This window comes from Microbulbifer sp. SAOS-129_SWC (genome assembly GCF_039696035.1).
Classification (GTDB): domain Bacteria; phylum Pseudomonadota; class Gammaproteobacteria; order Pseudomonadales; family Cellvibrionaceae; genus Microbulbifer.
This window is the reverse complement of sequence record NZ_CP155567.1, coordinates 263,103-281,497: the sequence shown is the minus strand read 5'-3', so window position 1 is coordinate 281,497 and position 18,395 is coordinate 263,103. Positions and strand designations below refer to the sequence as shown.

The window sequence follows — 18,395 nt, the reverse complement described above, 5'->3', positions numbered from 1 at the left end:
CAACGCGAATACAACAGGCGCCTAGGCCGGCGCCGCCATGTAATCGCGAATCGCGTCGAGCAGCACCTCTTCCTGATAGGGCTTGCCCAGATAGTGATTGACCCCCAATGACAGCGCGTGATCACGGTGCTTTTTACCGGTACGCGAGGTGATCATCACGATCGGGATATCCCGCAGGCGGTTGCTCGAACGGATGTGTCGCGCTACCTCGAAGCCGTCCATGCGCGGCATTTCGATATCCAGCAGAATCAGGTCGGGGATGGTGTCCTGCAACTGGATCACCGCGTCCTGGCCGTCTTTGGCGGTGCTGACCTGATAGCCCTCGCGCTCGAGGAAGCGCGAAGTCACCTTGCGCACCGTGACCGAGTCGTCCACCACCATGATGGTCTGCTGGCGCTCCTCCGGCTCCGGCTGCGCCACCGGAGTCTGTGGCAGCTGTACCATGTTGTCCGGGCGCGCCAGCTGCGCGGCCTGGCGGCGCAGCAGCGCGTGGGCGTCGAGAATCACCACCACGGTGCCGTCACCGGTAACCGTCGCACCGGAAACCCCCTGCACGCCGGCAAACTGCGGACCCAGGCTCTTCACCACGATCTCGCGGCTACCCATGATCGCATCCACCTGCAGCGCCATCGCGTGCCCCTCGGAGCGCACCAGCAGCACCGGCAGCTGCATTTCCTCGACGCTCAGCTTGGGCTGCGCCTCGGACTGCAGCAGGGTGCCGAAATAACTGACCTGATAGGGCTCACCGGCGTACTCGAAGCGCGCGTCACTGGAGCGGTAGTAGTGCTCCAGCTCGAACGGGCTCAAACGCACGATACCCTCGATGGTATTCAGCGGCAGCGCGAACAGGTCATCGCCCACCCGCACCATCAGCGCGCGGTTCACCGACACGGTGAACGGCAGCCGCACGACGAATTCGGTACCCTGACCGGACTGGGAATTGATATGTACGCTACCGCCGATCTGCTTGATCTCGGCAGACACCACGTCCATACCCACACCGCGGCCGGAAATCTGTGTCACTTTCTCCGCGGTGCTGAATCCGGCCTGCAGGATGAACTGCAGAATCTCGTTGTTGGACAGCTCCGCATCCGGGCGCATCAGGCCGCTTTCCACCGCTTTCTGGCGCACCCTCATCAGGTTGATGCCGGCACCGTCATCGCCGATGGTGATCACCACCTCACTGCCTTCGCGGGCCAGCGCCACGGTGATGCGGCCACGCTCGGCCTTGCCGGAGGCAGCGCGCTGCTGCGGCGATTCGATGCCGTGGTCGACGGCATTGCGCAGCATATGCTCGAGCGGTGCCACCATGCGCTCGAGCATGGATCTGTCCAGCTCGCCCTCGACGTTGGAGAACACCAGGTCCACCTGCTTGCCGAGTTCGGCACTGACCTGCCGCACGATGCGACGCAGGCGCGGCACCAGGCGCGAGAAGGGCACCATGCGGCTGCGCATCAGGCCTTCCTGCAGCTCGGTGTTTACCCGTGACTGCTGCAGCAGCAGCGTCTCGGTATCGCGCGTCTTGTTGCCGAGGGTGCTGCGCAGCTCCATCAAGTCCGAGGTGGACTCCAGCAAGGAGCGCGACAGCGTCTGAATGGAGGAGTAGCGGTCCATTTCCAGCGGGTCGAAATTGTCGTCCTGCTCGGCGAGCTGCTCCTGCCGGAACAGGATCTGCGCTTCCGTCTCCAGATCGAGGCGACGCAGCTGTTCGTTGAGGCGGTGCAGGGTCGCATCCATCTCGTCGAGCGCCAGGCCGAATTCGCTCACCTGCTCTTCCAGGCGACCGCGGGAGATAGACGTCTCACCGGCGAGGTTGACCAGCTCTTCGAGCAATTCCGCGGCCACCCGCACCATCTCCTGTGGCTGGCCACGTGCCGGGCCACCGGAATCGCGCTCGCGCAGGCGCTCTTTCTTGTTGCGGGTAAACGGCAGGACCTTGCCGCTGGACTCCGCTGCAGGCGCCTGCTCGGCCGGGATCAATTCGCCGGCGCTCGCCTGCAGTTGCGGCTCCTCCGGCTCCGCTTCCTCCAGCGTCGGCAGCTCCGCGGCCAGCTCTTCGGGCGTTTCCGCCGCAGTGGCCGGCGCCAGATCTCGGGACTCGATGCCGTAATCAACCGGATCGGCGTCCGGCGCCAGCTGGCCGTCGGCCCAGCGCGTGGACAGCAGCTGGGCGAAGTCGTCGAGCTGATCACCCGCCATCCACGCACGTACCGTCTCGACGCCGGCGGCGATGCGATCGTAGATCGCGTGCGCGTCGGCAAAGAACTCCGCCGACGGCTGGGCACTGGCCTGCATCCCTTCGATCACGGTTTCGAAGCGGTGCGCCACTTCCCCCAGCCCCATCAGGCCAGCCATACGCGCGCCGCCTTTGAAGGTGTGCAGCACCCGTTTCAGGGCCTCTGCCATCTGGTTGTCGGCGGGATCCTGCTCCCAGCCCTGGATCAGCTCTTCCAGCTCGTCGACCAGATCGGCGGCCTCTTCCATAAAGACCTCGACCACGTCCGGATCGATGTCTGCGAGCAGCGCCTGGATATTCGCGGCGCTCTCCGACGCAGCAGCGGGCTCGGCTGCCGGCGCTTCAGACGCGGTGCCGGCGTCATCGGAAAGCCGGCCATCGCCCGTACCCGTGGTTTCCTGCGACGCGGTGGCTGGTGCCTCCGCGCTCTCCCCGGCAAACCAGATTTGCGGATCCTCGCTGGGCGGCGCGGCGGCAGCATTATTCGCGTCGAACTCTTGCTCGATCTCGTCGACCAGGAAACCGCTGTAATCGGTGGCGGCAGCTTCGTCCGTTGTTTCGATGACCACCTCGGACTCGGCATCCGCAGAGCGCTGTTCCGCAGCGATCAGGTCGTCGAAACCCAGTGCGCCGAACTCGCTGACAGTGCTGTCCGCGGCGGAGGTCGGCTCGTCCTCGAATGTTAACTCGGCGCTGTCGATACCCAGTTCGGACAGATCGTAATCGTCGTCACTGCTATCGCTGCCGCCCTGGGCCAGATAGCGCAGCGCGCCGCCGACGGCCTCGCTCACATCCGGCAGGTCCTGGGCCGCGGCTACTGCGTCAACCAGGTCGAGCAGCTCATTGTGCCCCTGCTCCAGCGACGCCCACAGTGCGGGCTCCGCCTCCAGGGTGCCGTCGATCACGCGGCGATAGACATCCAGCAGCAGTTGCGACAGCTCGGCCAGCGTCGGCAGCTGCGCGCGCTCGGCAGCGTCGTGCAGGATGCTCAATTCTTCCGCGACCGGATTCAGCTGTGACAGGTCGGCGGGGTTGGCGCGCCACTGGTTCAGCATCTGGTCGGCATCCAGCAGCACTTTCATGCCGTCGGCCATGATGACCGCGAGCAGCTGCGGATCGACCGCTCGCGGCTCGTTGGCTTCGCGCTCGCGGATCAGGTGGCCGACCGCGCGCTCCTGCAGCTCGGCGATCCGGGCCAGATATTGTTCGGATTTTTCGATCACCGGCGCACTGCCGGCACGGATCTGCGCCAGCGCTTCGCGCACATAACTGGCGCCGTCGCTGATCAGATCATAGATATCCGCATCGATGGCCACCTGATACGTGCGCAGCTCCTTGGCAAAACGCTCCAGCGGCGCCACCAGTTGCGCTACCGGGGTCAACTCCGCCATATGGGCGGAGCCTTTGAGAGTGTGCAGCGCGCGGTGCAGTGGATCCGACGGCACACCGTAGAGCGGCACGGACGCGCGCATATCAGCGAGGAATTCTTCCACAGTGGCCAGGTGCGTCTCGGCCTCCTGGGCAAAGATTTCCCACAGCTGGTCGAAGTCGTCACCGCCGTCAGCTCCATCATCGTCGACGGTGGCTGCGGGTAGCGGCGCTGCGGCGACAGACATGTCGGCCGGCATTTCGCCCCGCGCCAGCTGCTGGGCCCAGCTTTCCAGCTGCGCGGTGCGCGCCGGTTCCGGGTCGCCCGTGCGTGTACGGAAACCGTCGATCATCGACGGCAGCTTCTGTCGCACCTGCTCGATCAGTTCGACGTGGGCGCGGCTCGGCTTGACCGAATCGTCGAGGATCCGGTTGAGCATATTTTCCACCGCCCAGGCGAGCTCGCCGACCTCCAGTGCCTCGACCATGCGGCCGGACCCCTTGAGGGTATGGAAGCCGCGACGAAACTCCGTCAGCGCCTCGCCATCGCCGAAATTTGCCGCCCAGCGCGGGAAATACTCCGCGATGGTTTCCAGTACCTCGGCCGCTTCCTCGAGGAAGATCTCGACAATTTCATCGTCGATCAGGCTGTCGTCGTCATCGGACGCCGCGGTGGCACTGCCTGCGCTAGCGGGCGGAGCGATCGCTTCCGGTGAAGCCGCGACGGCAGTGGTTTCTCCAACAGCGGATTCGCCGGCTGCGGCTACATTTTCCGCATCGCCGGCAGTGGCAAACCAGCTGTCTTCGTCCGCGACACCGTCGTCGGTGCCGGCGGATTCGGGTTCAGGTTCGAGTTCGAAGCTTTCGAGCTCAGCGACTTCTTCATCGGCATCCGCAGCGACCGGCGGAGTTTGCACATCCGCGGCCGTCGACGGCTCTCCGCGCTGCTCCGGGGCCGCGTCCGCAGCGATACTGAAGCCGAGGGTGGCGACGCTGTCTTCTGCCAGCGCCAGCAGCATATCCGCGTCTTCGATGCCGTCGGCGCGGCGCTCGAGATAGTACTCGACACTGGTGATGGCGTCGGCCAGGGTATCGAGCAGTTTCCACTCCGGCTGCTCCGCGGCATCGATCAGCTGTTCGGTGATGTAGCGCCGACAGGCAGTGACGATCTCGCTGGCGCGGCGATAACCGACCATATCCAGGCCACCGCAGACTTCCTGCAGCCGCTCGGGCACCCGGTTGAGATAACTGATATCCCAGTGGCTGGCGATGTATTCGACCACTGCTTCTTTGACGGTCTCGAGGCCCAGGCGCGCTTCACGCAGGACCGTGTCGGTCGCGTCGCCGGTGAGGGGCTGCTCGTTGTCGACATTCTTGTTGCGCGCAACGCTGGACGCCAGGGCGGAATCCAGCTGCACCATTTCGCCAGCAGCCTGCATCAGCAGATTTTCCGCATCTTCGCCGCGGGCGGCGTCGCGCAGGTGTTCGTAAATACTACGGGCCCGGCCGCGCTGATTTTCCAGGCCGAGCACACCGAGGGTGTCTGCCAGACGCTTGGCAACCGCGGCAGTGTCGCCGAGCGGTTGCTGTTCACCGCCAGCGATGCTCGGCTCCAGTGCCTCGCGCAGCCCAGCCAGCTCCTCGCGCAGCGCGGTCACCGCGGTGCCGAGCGCCTCGGGGCCCATGGCCAGGGCGTCTTCGGTGTCCGGACGCGGGGTGCCGGGCACGGCCTTGTCGAGGGCGTACTCCCGGTACAGCGCTGCGCAGCGCTGCCCGTTGGGGCCGGCCAGGTAGACGTAGAACAGAAGGTTGCGAATCAGGTCGCGATCGAGTTTGGCGTCCAGCACTGGCGCGCCACGGCCCTGCAACAGGCGGAACTCCACATCAATGCGACGCAGCATCTGGCGCAGCGCCGGCATCACCGCAATGCGATGCTCGCCGATCGCTTCGAAGACACCGAGCAGGATCTGCCACAGGGGCTGGCGCGGGCTGCCGTTGTAGAGCAGCGCCATCTTTTCCGCCACCTTGGTCAGGTAGGCGAGGCTCTCGCCACTGTTGACGTCGCGAATCAGTGACGCGGCGGCAACGTGGTACATCTTGCGCAGCTTGCCCACCAGCTCGTCGAGGCGGGCGCGGTCGGCGGTCAGCGGCTGGCGCTTGCCGGATACGCGCTCCAGCGGGGACAGGTCGGGGGAGAAGAGCGCACCCTCGGTGATCAGGCGCTCGCGGCGCACCGCGCGCAGATCGTTCAGCAGGGGCAGCAGCAGCACCGGGTTGTCGCGGCGCTGGTAGGCCGCTTTGTCCAGATACAGGGGCAGTTCGAGCAGCGCGCGCATGAGGAATTCGCGCGTCTCGTCGCTGTTTTCGACTTCGCCGGCCGCCAGCGCCTGCACCAGCTGCTCCATCTCTTCGGCGAGCATGGCCGCACCGGTCAGCTCCGCCATATGCAGGCTGCCATGCACCTGGTGGATCAGCTCCAGACAGCTTTGCAGCAGCGTGGTGTCGCTGGCATCGGAGGCTGCGGCGAAGGTTTCCAGCTGCTGGCGCGCCTGCGCCAGCGTCTCGTTGATCTCACCCGTCAGCCAGTCCAGGGCCAGGAAATTCGGATTGTCGTGATTCACGCCAAGTCCTCAGTAATTCATTCTGTACGCCGGTGCGCGCCTCGGGCGCGCGCCCCTTGTGCCCCGCGCCCGACGGGTTGGCGGGCACCTTTCCGGATGGAGTGCAGAGCACTCCCCGCCGGATCAGGCCAGGGCCCGGTCCTCCTGATTGTCCGCTTGCTGGGCCTCTTCCGGGTCGAGCAGCGAGAACTCCTCTTCGCCCATTTCCGGCAGTTCCACGTCGTACAGATCGCCGCTCTCTTCGGCAGCCTCTTCGCTCGGCAGCTTGAAGCCGGCAACGGATTCACGCAGGGCGTTGGCGGTATCGGCCAGGTTACCAATCGACTGTGCGGTAGCCTGGGTACCGGCAGATGTCTGCGAGGTAATTTCCTGAATCACGTTCATCGTGTTGGAAATGTGGCCGGCAGAGGAGGCCTGCTGGCGGGCGGCGTTGGAGATGTTCTGAATCAACGCGGCCAGGTTGGTGGATACGCCCTCAATCTCTTCCAGGGCCACACCGGCGTCTTGGGCCAGGCGCGCACCGCGCACCACCTCGGTGGTGGTCTGCTCCATCGAGATTACGGCTTCGTTGGTATCCGACTGAATCGCTTTTACCAGACCTTCGATCTGCTTGGTCGCTGCGGCGGAACGTTCCGCGAGGCGCTGTACTTCGTCCGCTACCACCGCGAAGCCGCGGCCGGCGTCGCCGGCCATGCTCGCCTGGATGGCAGCGTTAAGGGCGAGAATGTTGGTCTGGTCGGCAATGTCGTTAATCAGGCTCACGATATCGCCAATCTCCTGGGAAGATTCACCCAGGCGCTTGATTCGCTTCGAGGTCTCCTGGATCTGCTCGCGAATATTGTCCATGCCCCTGATGGTGTTCTGTACCACCTTGGCACCGTTACTCGCGATCTGTACCGAGCGCTCCGCCACCTGTGCCGATTCGGCGGCGTTGGCAGATACCTGGTCAATGGTGACCGCCATTTCGTTCACCGCCGCGGAGGCGCCGGCGATTTCCTGCGCCTGGTGCTCGGAGGCCTCGGCGAGGTGCAGCGCGGTCTGCTGGGTTTCCTGCGACAGCCCGGATACTTCCTGGGCCGCGCCGGTAATCCGCGACACCAGTACCCGCAGCTGGTCAATGGTGTAGTTGATGGAGTCGGCGATCGCACCGGTAAATGCCTCGGTTACCGTGGCGGAGGTGGTCAGGTCACCGTCGGCGAGGTCGGCCAGCTCATCCAGCAGCTGCATAATCGCCTGCTGGTTACGCTCGTTGGTGTCGGACTCTTCACGCAGGCTGCGGCGGGTACCGGAGAAGGCCGCGATCATCATGCCGAAAATCAACAGTACGAACACACCGGCAATGATGGCGATGGTCTGGTTGTTCGGCTGGCGCTCGCCAGACAGGTTGATAATGCGGTCGTTGAGGGTGTTCAGCGCCTCCAGCAGCTTCGGCGAGGAGGCGGCAATGCCATCCGCCGCCTGGCGGGTGGCGAACAGCGCCGGAGTGGATTCGAAGATCTGGCGCACCGAGGAACTCACGAACTCGAACAACTCGGTAATCTCGTCCAGAGACTTGCGCGCCTCTGGGTCGGTTACGCGGGAGATGCCCATTACGACATCGCCGTTCTTCATGCCCTCGACCACCTTACCGAACAGGCTCGCGTCGGTATTGAACTGGTCCGCAGCCGCTTCCGCGTCGTCACCACCCTGCAGCATCTTGTCGATGTTCCGGCCGATGCGCTCCGCGCGCCATACCTGCAACTGGGCCTGCTCCACCTGGTTGGCCGGGGCGTTGTTGGCCAGCAGGATCTCCACGATATTGTTGTGCTCGGCCTGCAGTTCCGGCAGCGAGTCGTTCAGCGTGCTCGCTACGTCGTTAAGGAAGATAATGGAATCTTTGTTGCCGATGATGGTGTTGGCCTGCTCGCGCACCTGACGCCAGATCTGGCTGTAGTCGGACAGCTCTTTCTGCAGCGCGCGCCGGGTACCCGCATCGGCACCTTTGAGCTGGTTCCAGATATCGCCCATCTGGCCGACCGTTTTTTTCAAGTCGGCAAACGCCTGCTCGTCACCGGTGGTCGCCGATGGGGCCTGGGACACGACCTGATAGGCCAGGGCGCGCAGTTCCGCAACGTCCTGCAGGTATTTCTTATCCTGGTCGCCCTGGGTCTGCACCAGGTAGATACTGACAATCAGCCCCGCCAGTGTGGCGAGTACCAGCAGACCCATAAACAACGCCGCGGGGTTGCTGCGCAGCGCGGAAAATGAACTCTGGGAGCCTGTTTTCATAGTTTACTCCTGGCGGACCTGTCTCCAGGCCAATTCTTTTTATCACCACATTAAATGAACGCTTTGCTCCACGCCGACCTCAACGAGATCGAGTGGTGCTTTTCCCGATGGACTTCGAGCGCGACAGATGCCATCGCGGTCGAACTTTCCCCGAGCGGGAAAATCAGAATGCCGCGACCTACTGGGCCGCGGCATCCATAAACTGGAAATCGTTGATCAACGCATGCATGTCAAACACCAGCCAGCGCCCCTGCGGCAGCTGGAACTGGCCGTTGACCATCGGTGCAAACGGCTCCAGCAAATCGCCCGGCGCATGCCCGGCATACTCCAACGGGAGGTGCTGCATGCCGTGCAGCTCGTCGACAATCAGACCGGCGTAGACTTTATCGCGCTCGACCACCAGCACCCGGCGCCGCTGCCGCGGCCCGCCCAACTGGCCGCCGAAAAATGCGGCCAGGTCGAACATCGGCAACAGGCGGCCGCGCACATTGGCGACACCGCGCACCCACGGCTGAACGCCGGGGACAAAGGTGTACTGCGGTACTTCCAGCAGTTCCACCACATCGTCCATCGAGGCAACGAAGCGGTGGCCCAGCAGAGTGAAACCAACCCCGGTCCAGTGAGGCTTTACCTCCTGGCGGCCGGGCAGGCCGGCGGACTGCGCCTTGGCGCGCCGCGCGATATCGACCAGTGCGAGATAAGGGGTCTGTTTTGACTGCACTGAGTTCGCAGCTGGCCTAGGCCAACACCTCCTCGATGGTACCCAGCAGCTTGCCCTCGTCGACCGGCTTGGTCAGGTAGGCCTGCGCACCCTGGCGCATGCCCCAGACGCGGTCGGTGTCCTGATCCTTGGTGGTCACGATAATGATCGGGATACCATTGGTGCTGTCGTCCTTGCTCAGCTGGCGGGTGGCCTGGAAGCCGTTAAGGCCCGGCATGACGATATCCATCAGGATGACATCGGGCTTCTGCTCGCGCGCCACATCAACCCCGTTCTCGCCATTGGTAGCGGCTATCACCGCATGGCCGTTCTTCTCCAGGATTGTAGTCAGCTTGTGTGTTTCTGTTGGCGAGTCGTCAACAATCAATACTCTTGCCATGGTTTCCCCCGCGACATTTACTGTCAGCATCCACACCAGTCGCCAGGCGAACTGCAGCGGAAACTTGTAGTCTTATCTTTCCCGTGCGATGTACAGCACTGGAGGCTGCAACCACACTCGTTCGTGTGTTCCTGCCGGGCACGGAGCCCATACAGAAACCGCCCATATCGTTGAAGCCGCGATCAACAAAATCGCGGCGCGACCTATTCTACGCCAGCGACCTCGACAAAGTCACAACCACGGCGCCAACTCAGGCCGCGTGGTGCGGCTTGGCGTGCGCGGAAATGGCACCGAGCAGCTCGCTCTTGCTGAAAGGCTTGGTTAAATATTGATCGCATCCAACCACGCGCCCCTTGGCCTTGTCGAACAGGCCGTCCTTGCTCGACAGCATCACCACTGGCGTAGCGCGGAATTCGCTGTTGTTCTTGATCAGTGCGCAGGTCTGATAGCCGTCCAGACGCGGCATCATGATGTCGACAAAAATAATGTCCGGCCGCGAATCGGCAATCTTGGCCAACGCGTCGAAACCATCGGTGGCGGTGACCACGGTACAGCCCGCTTTTTGCAGCAGGGTCTCAGCGGTGCGACGGATAGTCTTGCTATCGTCGATCACCATCACCGTCAGGCTTTCCCAGTTGAGCTCCATAGGTTATTGAATCCCCTGTTTACTTTTTTTCGGGCACAGCGATATAACCGCCGGCATCGCCCTTTCTTGAACCACTTTCAGGGTCTGGGCGCCTCGGTTCACGCCAAGGTCGCACATCAGAACCAACTTTTATCACAGAACCCACGGTGAATCTACCGAAGTCCGGGCGACGACAGTGGCACCGTGAGACAAATGCACAAATAGTCAGCAAAGTTCTACTGCGCAGGATACGCAGCCATGAGATGTTCATTTATTGAGCAGACTTTTCACCGCTAAACGCTTGCACCGCTGCCAGCCAGATCTTAACTTACGGCGGCACAACCCAACCGGCACGGAAACCGCTATGAGTTACTCCCTCGGTGTGGTGATGGACCCCATCGCCCGGATCAATTTTAAGAAAGACACCACCCTCGCGCTGCTGCAGGCCGCACAGCGCAGCGGTTTTACCCTGTTTTATTTTGAACAGAGTGACCTCTTCCTCGCCGACGGGCGCGCCATGGGCGTGGGCCGGCCGCTGAAAGTGTTCGACGACCCCGCGCGCTGGTACGAACTCGGCGACGCCGCCGAGATGCCGCTGGGCGCGATCGACACGATGCTGATGCGCGTCGACCCGCCTTTCGACAACGAATACATCTATTCCACCTATATTCTCGAAGCGGCCGAGCGCGAGGGCACACTGGTGGTCAACAAACCCCAGGCACTGCGCGACTGCAACGAGAAGATCTTCGCCACCAGCTTTGCCCAGTGCTGCCCGCCGCTGATCGTCAGCCGCAGTATGCCCCGCCTGCGCGCCTTCCACGCCGCGCACAAAGACGTCATCTTCAAGCCCCTGGACGGCATGGGCGGCAGCGGCGTGTTCCACTGCAAGCCCGACGGCGCCAATCTCGGCGCCATCCTGGAAATGCTCACCGGGCATGGTCGGCAGCAGATCATGGGCCAGCGCTATATCCCCGAGATCAAAGACGGCGACAAACGTATTCTGGTAGTGGATGGGGAAGCCGTGCCCTACTGCCTGGCGCGGATTCCCGAAGCCGGAGAGACCCGCGGCAATCTGGCCGCCGGCGGCCGCGGCGAAGCGCGACCACTGACCGAGCGCGACCGCTGGATCGTCGCGCAGGTGGCGCCGTCGCTGAAAGAGCGCGGCCTGCTGTTTGTCGGCCTCGACGTGATCGGCGACTACCTGACCGAAATCAATGTCACCAGCCCCACCTGCGTGCGGGAAATCGACGCCGCCTACGATACCGACATCGGCGCGCGACTGATGCGCGCGATCACAGACCGGCTCGAACAAAAGGGTTAAACTGTGCAGCCGCAGTCAGGGACGACTGGGTGCACCCGCAAGCAGTAACCAATAAAAAGCAAATGAACCCGACCGCCAGCCCACAGCTCCAGGCCGCCCAGCACGACCGCTTCGTGTTCGCCCTGTTTGTCGCCTGCGCCTTTCACGCGCTGGTGATATTCGGCGTGGCCTTTTCCGCGCCCGAGGCGCACCAGGCGCCCCCCACGCTGGAGGTCACGCTGGCGCAACACCGTTCCGCGCAGGCGCCCGAAGACGCCGACTACCTGGCGCAGCACAACCAGCAGGCCAGCGGCAGCGCCGACACGCCCAAAGAACTTTCCACCAACCGCCGCGCAGAAATCGCCGACACCGCGATCCGCGAAGTCAATCCGCTGCCGCAGCAACAGGCCGCGCGCCCGGCCGAGCAGCGCCGCCAGCTGGTCACTACCATCGGTGACAGCCCGCAGCAGGCGCCGGAGCTGCCGGCCGAGGACAAGCCGTCACAGGAGAAACGCGGCGACGCCCCCAACGACCTGCCGCTGACCAACCCGGAAATTGCCAGCCTGCAGGCGCGCCTCGACAAGATCCGCCAGACCATTGCCCAGCGCCCGCGGGTCCGCCGCCTGACCTCGGTGGCAACCAAGGCCTCCGCCGACGCCGCCTATCTGCACGCCTGGCGCCAGAAAGTGGAAGCCGTCGGCAACGACAATTTCCCGCAGCAGGCGCTGCAACAGCAGATCACCGGCAGCCTGCGCATGATGGTGCGGCTGCTGCCCACTGGCGCAGTCGAAGATGTGGTGATCCTGAAATCCTCCGGCCAGCGCGTACTCGATGACGCCGCCCAGCAGATTGTGCGCCTGGCGGCCCCCTTCGCGCCCTTCCCGGCAGAGATCCGCAAGGAAGCCGACCGCCTGGAGATCATCCGCACCTGGCGCTTTGAAATGACCGGCTTCTCCACCGCCGCCGGCGCTGCACCCAAGCGTGGCTAAGGGCGCCGCTGGGCATTCTGCGCCCCACACTCGGCGGGGCGAATAACACCCGGCGACCGGCGGCACACGATTCGGGTTAAACTTGCGCTATGAACCACACCAATATCGACAGCGACCTGACCCACGGCGGCCTGCGCGGCCAGTTCCTGCTCGCCATGCCCGGCATGGAGGATCCGCGCTTCCACCAGACCATCGCTTTCGTCTGTGAGCACAACCGCGACGGCGCCATGGCCATCGTCATCAACGCGCCCAGCAAGGTGTTCTGGAAAGAAGTGTTCGAGCAGCTGTCCCTCGAGGACTTCAGCCTGCGCGGTGATGAAATGGTATTGCTGGGCGGTCCCGTGTCGCCGGAACAGGGCTTCGTCCTGCACGGCGCCGGCGCGGTGTTCGATTCCACCCTCGAGGTCAACCGCGATATCAGCCTGACCGCTTCCAAGGATATCCTCGAATCCCTCGCCGCCGGCCGCGGCCCCGACGACGTGCTGCTGGCACTGGGCTACTCCGGCTGGGGGCCCGGCCAACTGGAGGAAGAGCTGGCCGACAACGCCTGGCTGACCCTGCCGGCAGAACCGGAAATCCTGTTCGCGACGCCGTGGGAAAAGCGCTGGCAGACAGCCGCCGCACGCCACGGTATCGATATGGGCGGGCTCGGCTCCCAGGCCGGACACGCCTAATAGACCCCGGCAAGCCACAGCGCTTGCCGCCGGCGGCGCTGGTGCGCCAGCCCGGTCACAATGCTCGCGCACTGCAGTACACTCCGCCTGCTCCGCTCCGGCGGCCACCACCAGCCAACCGCTCACTACGTCTCACACAGGTTTCCTCATGGGTTCAAAAACCATCACCGCCCTCGCCTTCGATTTCGGCACCCGCTCCATTGGTGTCGCGTTTGGCCAGAGCCTCACCGGCACCGCCCGCGAGCTCGCGCCGCTGCCGGCCAGAGACGGCCAGCCGGACTGGGGCCAGCTGCAGAAGCTGCTGGATGAATGGCAACCACAGCGACTGCTGGTCGGTCTGCCGCTGAACATGGATGGCAGCGAAAGCGAGTTCGGCGCCCGCGCGCGCAAGTTCGGCAACCGCCTGCACGGCCGCACCGGTCTGCCGGTCGAACTGGTCGACGAGCGACTCAGCACCCGCGCCGCCAAGGAAGAGGCCTTCGAGCGCGGCCACAAGGGCAACTATGCACAGGACCCGGTGGACTCCATCGCTGCGCGTATCATTTGCGAGGACTGGCTGCGCGCCCTCACTGCCGACTGACGCGCTCGCGCACGGCTCTGCTAGAATGGGCCCCCCATTTCCCAAGCGACCGACGCCGTATGCCCATTTCCCGCCTCCGCATCGCCACTCGCGAAAGCGCCCTGGCCCTCTGGCAGGCCAATTACGTGAAAGATCGCCTGCAGCAGCTGCACCCCGACGCGACCATCGAACTGCTGCCGCTGACCAGCCGCGGCGACCAGCTGCTGGATATCCCGCTGGCCAAGGTCGGCGGCAAGGGCCTGTTCGTCAAGGAACTGGAACGCGCGATGCTGAACGGCGAGGCCGATATCGCCGTGCACTCAATGAAAGATGTGCCGATGGAATTTCCCGACGGCCTGCACCTGCCGGTGATCTGCGAACGCGAAGACCCACGCGATGCGTTTGTGAGCAATCACTATGCTGATCTCGATGCGCTGCCCGCCGGCGCCGTGGTCGGCACTTCCAGCCTGCGCCGCCAGTGCCAGCTGCTGGCGCGGCGGCCGGATCTCGAGGTGAAGTTCCTGCGCGGCAATGTGAACACCCGCCTGGCCAAGCTGGATGCCGGTGATTTCGACGCTATCGTGCTCGCCGCCGCCGGCCTGCTGCGCCTGGAGATGCGCGCGCGCATCCGCACTTTCCTCGCCCCGGAAATTTCCCTGCCCGCCGGCGGCCAGGGTGCCGTGGGCATCGAGTGCCGCCGCGACGCCGAGCTGGAAGCCCTGCTGCAGCCGCTGCACTGCGACGCCACCGCGGCGCGGCTGGCCGCCGAGCGCGCCGTCGTCAAACGTCTCAACGGTAGCTGCCAGGTGCCGATCGGCTGCTACGCCGAGCTGCAGGGGGAACAACTGTGGCTGCGCGGCCTGGTGGGCAGCCCCGACGGCGCAACCATGGTGCGCGGCGAGCGCCGCGGTCCCGCCGCCGACGGCGAGGCCATGGGCATCGCCCTGGCCGAGGAACTGCTGTCCGCCGGCGCCGACAAGATTCTCGCCGCCATCTGACCGTGACCAAACCGCTCGCCGGCAAGCGCATTCTCGTCACCCGCCCCGCCGCACAGGCGCGCGGATGGTGCGAGCGGCTGTGCGCCGCCGGCGCTGCGGTGGACTGCCTGCCGATGCTGGCGATCGAAGCGGTCGGCGACAACGCCGGGCTGCAGGCGATCAAAAGCCGGATCCTCGATTTCGATCAGGTGGACTGCGCCATTTTCGTATCGCAGAACGCCGTGCGTCACGGCTGTGACTGGCTCGACGACTACTGGCCGCAGCTGCCGCTGGGCCCGCACTGCTATGCCATCGGTGCCGCCACCGCGCGCGCGCTGGCCGAGCGCGGCATCCACAGCGATCACAGCAGCGGCAGCATGGACTCGGAAACCCTGCTCGCGCGGCCGGAACTGCAGCAGATGCAAGACAAGCGGGTGCTGATCTTCCGCGGCTGCGGCGGCCGCACCCTGATCGGCGACACCTTGCGCGAGCGCGGTGCGCGGGTGGACTACTGCGAGCTCTACCGCCGCACCCTGCCCGCCAGCGCCGCCGAACAGCTGGCCGCCTACCGCCAAAGCCCCGATGCGATTGCCGTGCACAGCGGTGAAACTCTCGCCAACCTCAGTCACTGCATCGATACCGGCGGCCGCCCGCAACTCAAGCTGGTGCCGCTGATCTGTCCCAGCGAGCGGGTGGCTGCACAGGCGCGCGCACTCGGCTTCGCCCGTCCCCTCGCCGCGGGCAACGCCGGCGACGACGCCATGCTGGCGGCCCTGGAAAATGCCCTGCTCGCTGCCTGAGCCGGTTTTGCCGCCCGAATTGAGTAAAATTTTTTAAAACAGCGCCACATGCCATATAAAGCGTGCCGCCAGTCGCTATAATTTGACGACATTTTCTACCGCCGTTGTTCCTGCCATACCCATGACTGACGACAAATCCAAAGATTCCGGCAAAGCCACCGACCCCGCTCCGCAGGCGTCCGCGCCCGGCACCCCGGCACAGGCCGAAAGCAACTTCACCAAAGCGGCCCACGAAAAAGGCGCCGCGGCGGACAAAAAGACCGCCGCGAAAAAAGACACGGCAACCGAGGCGAAGAAGGCGTCAGGCAGCGGCGGCAAGGGCGGTAAACGTGGCGCGAGCAGGACCGGCAAACGCGGTTTCGGCTGGCTGTGGCTGCTGATCCTGATTGTCCTGCTCGGCGCTGGCGGTACCTGGGCCTGGCTGAACTGGCCCCAGGTGCAGAACAGGCTGGCGCCGTATCTGGAATTCATTCCCGGATTCAAGCGCGAATCCACGGCCGCCACGCCGGCCAGCGCGCCGCAGACCGCTGCGGCCACGGCACCGGAGACGCAGCCCGGCGCCGAGGCACCGGCGGCAACTGCGCCAGCGCAACAGCCCGCAGCTACCGAGACCGCAACGCAACAGGTGCAGGCAGTCGATCGCGCCACCCGCCAGAGCGTCAGTGAACTGCGCGAGCAGCTTCGCCAGCAGCAGGGCAACGTCGCCGAGCTGCGCCAACAGATCGCCGAACTGCAGCGCAACGTCACCGCCCAGGGCAACCGCCTGGGCGAACTCGGCAATGCCAGCCGCGAAGACTGGCAGCTGGCCGAGGCCGACTATTTGCTGCGCCTCGCCAATCAGCGCCTGATGCTCGAACGCGACAGCCGCGCCGCCCTCGGGCTGGTGGAAGAAGTCGACCAGATCGTACGCCGCGTCAACCTGCCCGACCTGTACGGCGTGCGCCAGCAGCTGGCTCGGGACATTACCGCACTCAAGCTGGTGGACAATATCGATCGCGAGGGGCTGTATCTGCGCCTGCGCGCACTGGAGGAGCAGCTGCTGCGCACCGACATCCAGCCGAAGTTCGATCTGGCCACTCTCGACGCCAGTATAGAGCCGGAAGAAACGGAGACCAAAGCCGGGCAATCCGCGTGGCAGCGGAGCTGGCAGCACTTCACCCAGTTTGTGCGTGATTCGGTGCGCATCCGCGATGGCAACATAGACCCGGTGCTGCTCTCGCCGCAGAGCGAGGCACGCTTCCGCCAGAGCCTGCGCCTGAATATGGAACAGGCGGAACTGGCGCTGCTGCGCGAGGACAGCACGGTATACAAGGATGCGCTCAGCCGCGCGCGCAAGCTGCTGCTGGAGTACGGCACCGACACCCGCCAGCGCGACGTGCTCGCCAAGGAACTGCAGGAGATGGCACAGGAGCCCATCGCAGTGGAACTGCCCAGCCTGTCCGCCTCGCAAAGTGCGTTGCACAACTATATCGAGCGGCTGCACAAACTCGATAACGGTAACCAGCAGGGCGCAAACAGCAACGGTGGCGAGCAGTCACCGGGGAGTGGCAACCAGTGAAACGCTTCCTGTTTTCCGCCCTCGCCTTCTTGCTGTTCGGTGCCTTCCTCGCCGAAATGATCCGCAGCTACCCGGGCTACATGCTGCTTGCGGTGGGCGGCGAACGTATTGAAATGAACCTGTGGGTCGCCATCGGTGCACTGACCCTTGCACTGTTGCTGCTGTTTTTCGCCATCTGGCTCCTGCGTAGCCTGCTGCGCGGTATTGGCGGCAGTGTCAGCCGCATCCGCTTCGGCCGTACCCGTGTGGCGCGCCGGCGGCTGACCAATGGCCTGGTGGAGTTTATGGAGGGGAACTGGTCGCGCGCCCGCCGCCAGCTGCTCAAAAGCGCACCGCGCTCCGACGCGCCGCTGATCAACTATCTCGCCGCCGCCCGCAGCGCCTTCGAGCTGGGCTATCGCGACGAGGCCAACGAACTGCTGGCCAAGGCCGAGGCCAGCGGCGAAGACACGCAACTCGCAGTCGCGCTCAGCCAGGCGCGCATGCAGCTGCTCGACAAGCACTACGAGCAGTGTATCGCCAGCCTCGAGCGCGCCAAGCAGGTGGAACCCAGGCACCCGGCCCTGCTGCAACTGCTGCGCCAGGCCTATTACCGCCTGGGCGACTGGAACGGCCTGCGGGAACTCCTGCCGCAGCTGGAGAAGCACGCCAATATGCGCGAAGAGGAGCTGCAGCAGCTGGAACAGGAGGTCTACCAGCACCAGTTGAGCGACGCCGCCAGCCGCCGCGACACGGAGAAACTGCGCGAGACCTGGCAGGGCCTCAGCGGCCGCTGGCAGCGCAATATGGAATTGCGCAGCCTGTACGCGCAATTGCTGCACGAAATCGGCGACGACACCGAGGCGGAGAAGCAGCTGCGCTGGGTACTGAACCGTGAATGGCGCCCGGATATGGCGCGCCTGTACGGTTGCCTGACCGGCGCCGATGCCGCCGCACAGCTCACCGTCGCCGACGGCTGGCAGAAGGAGTACGGCGATAACGCCGACCTGCTCACCTGTCTCGGCCGCCTGTGCCTGCGCAACGAACTGTGGGGCAAGGCCCGCCAGTATTTCGAGAAGAGCCTGATTCTGCGCTCGGATCCCGCCACCTCGGCCGAACTGGCGCGGCTGCTCCACGCCCTCGGCGAAAAAGAGCAGGCCCACAAGCTGTATCAGGAGGGACTGATGCAGGCCGTCGCGGATCTGCCCCAGCTGCCCCTGCCCGGTGAAGCCGCACCGCTGCTGGGCAACGCGCCGGGTTGACAGGTCCGGCCCACCGTGCTTCGCCAGCCACCATCTGGCGCGCGCTGCCCCGCGGATTCACCGCTTTAGCCATCCAATC

The 18,395-nt window shown here is 64.7% G+C and carries 13 protein-coding genes; 8 read left to right on the top strand and 5 right to left on the bottom strand.

The annotated features are described in order from the left end of the window. Positions 1-21: 21 nt before the first annotated feature. The 5 genes from ABDK11_RS01230 to pilG all read right to left on the bottom strand — a co-directional run bounded on the left by ABDK11_RS01230 (position 22) and on the right by pilG (position 10,239). On the bottom strand, positions 22-6,225 hold the full coding sequence (locus ABDK11_RS01230; protein ID WP_346838505.1) for an Hpt domain-containing protein: 6,204 nt from the start codon (positions 6,223-6,225) through the stop codon (positions 22-24). Positions 6,226-6,348: 123 nt separating this feature from the next. Further along, positions 6,349-8,493: a methyl-accepting chemotaxis protein gene (locus ABDK11_RS01225; RefSeq protein ID WP_346838504.1), complete on the bottom strand. Its 2,145-nt coding sequence runs from the start codon at positions 8,491-8,493 to the stop codon at positions 6,349-6,351. Positions 8,494-8,671: 178 nt separating this feature from the next. Beyond that, positions 8,672-9,214 (bottom strand): chemotaxis protein CheW, encoded by a 543-nt coding sequence (locus ABDK11_RS01220; RefSeq protein WP_346838503.1) that lies wholly within the window; start codon positions 9,212-9,214, stop codon positions 8,672-8,674. 16 nt (positions 9,215-9,230) lie between these two features. Continuing rightward, the gene (pilH, locus tag ABDK11_RS01215; protein WP_346838502.1) at positions 9,231-9,593 is read right to left on the bottom strand and encodes a twitching motility response regulator PilH; all 363 of its coding nucleotides are present in this window, start codon (positions 9,591-9,593) and stop codon (positions 9,231-9,233) included. Positions 9,594-9,843: 250 nt separating this feature from the next. Continuing rightward, positions 9,844-10,239, bottom strand: coding sequence for a twitching motility response regulator PilG (pilG, locus tag ABDK11_RS01210; protein ID WP_346838501.1), 396 nt, complete (start codon positions 10,237-10,239; stop codon positions 9,844-9,846). A 343-nt stretch (positions 10,240-10,582) separates the two neighbouring features. On the opposite strand from pilG, the gene gshB reads away from it, so the two are divergent. The 8 genes from gshB (at position 10,583) to ABDK11_RS01170 (ending at position 18,316) form a co-directional block, all read left to right on the top strand. Beyond that, positions 10,583-11,539, top strand: coding sequence for a glutathione synthase (gene gshB / locus ABDK11_RS01205; RefSeq protein WP_346838500.1), 957 nt, complete (start codon positions 10,583-10,585; stop codon positions 11,537-11,539). 62 nt (positions 11,540-11,601) lie between these two features. After that, positions 11,602-12,507 carry a TonB family protein gene (locus ABDK11_RS01200; protein WP_346838499.1) on the top strand — a complete coding sequence of 302 codons (906 nt, stop codon included), beginning with the start codon at positions 11,602-11,604 and terminating at the stop codon, positions 12,505-12,507. Between the two features lie 89 nt (positions 12,508-12,596). Continuing rightward, entirely contained in the window at positions 12,597-13,181 is a 585-nt protein-coding gene (locus ABDK11_RS01195) for a YqgE/AlgH family protein (protein ID WP_346838498.1), read from the top strand. Between the two features lie 148 nt (positions 13,182-13,329). Continuing rightward, positions 13,330-13,761, top strand: coding sequence for a Holliday junction resolvase RuvX (gene ruvX / locus ABDK11_RS01190; protein ID WP_346838497.1), 432 nt, complete (start codon positions 13,330-13,332; stop codon positions 13,759-13,761). A 59-nt stretch (positions 13,762-13,820) separates the two neighbouring features. Continuing rightward, a complete protein-coding gene (gene hemC / locus ABDK11_RS01185) occupies positions 13,821-14,738 on the top strand; it encodes a hydroxymethylbilane synthase (protein WP_346838496.1) in 918 nt (305 codons plus the stop codon). Positions 14,739-14,740: 2 nt separating this feature from the next. Then, complete coding sequence (locus ABDK11_RS01180; RefSeq protein WP_346838495.1) at positions 14,741-15,517, top strand: uroporphyrinogen-III synthase; 777 nt, start codon at positions 14,741-14,743, stop codon at positions 15,515-15,517. A 121-nt stretch (positions 15,518-15,638) separates the two neighbouring features. Next, positions 15,639-17,075, top strand: a complete 1,437-nt coding sequence (locus ABDK11_RS01175; protein WP_346838494.1) for a uroporphyrinogen-III C-methyltransferase — start codon at positions 15,639-15,641, stop codon at positions 17,073-17,075. Then, positions 17,072-18,316, top strand: a complete 1,245-nt coding sequence (locus ABDK11_RS01170; RefSeq protein ID WP_346838493.1) for a heme biosynthesis HemY N-terminal domain-containing protein — start codon at positions 17,072-17,074, stop codon at positions 18,314-18,316. The genes ABDK11_RS01175 and ABDK11_RS01170 overlap by 4 nt, the downstream gene beginning before the upstream one ends. Positions 18,317-18,395 lie beyond the last annotated feature (79 nt).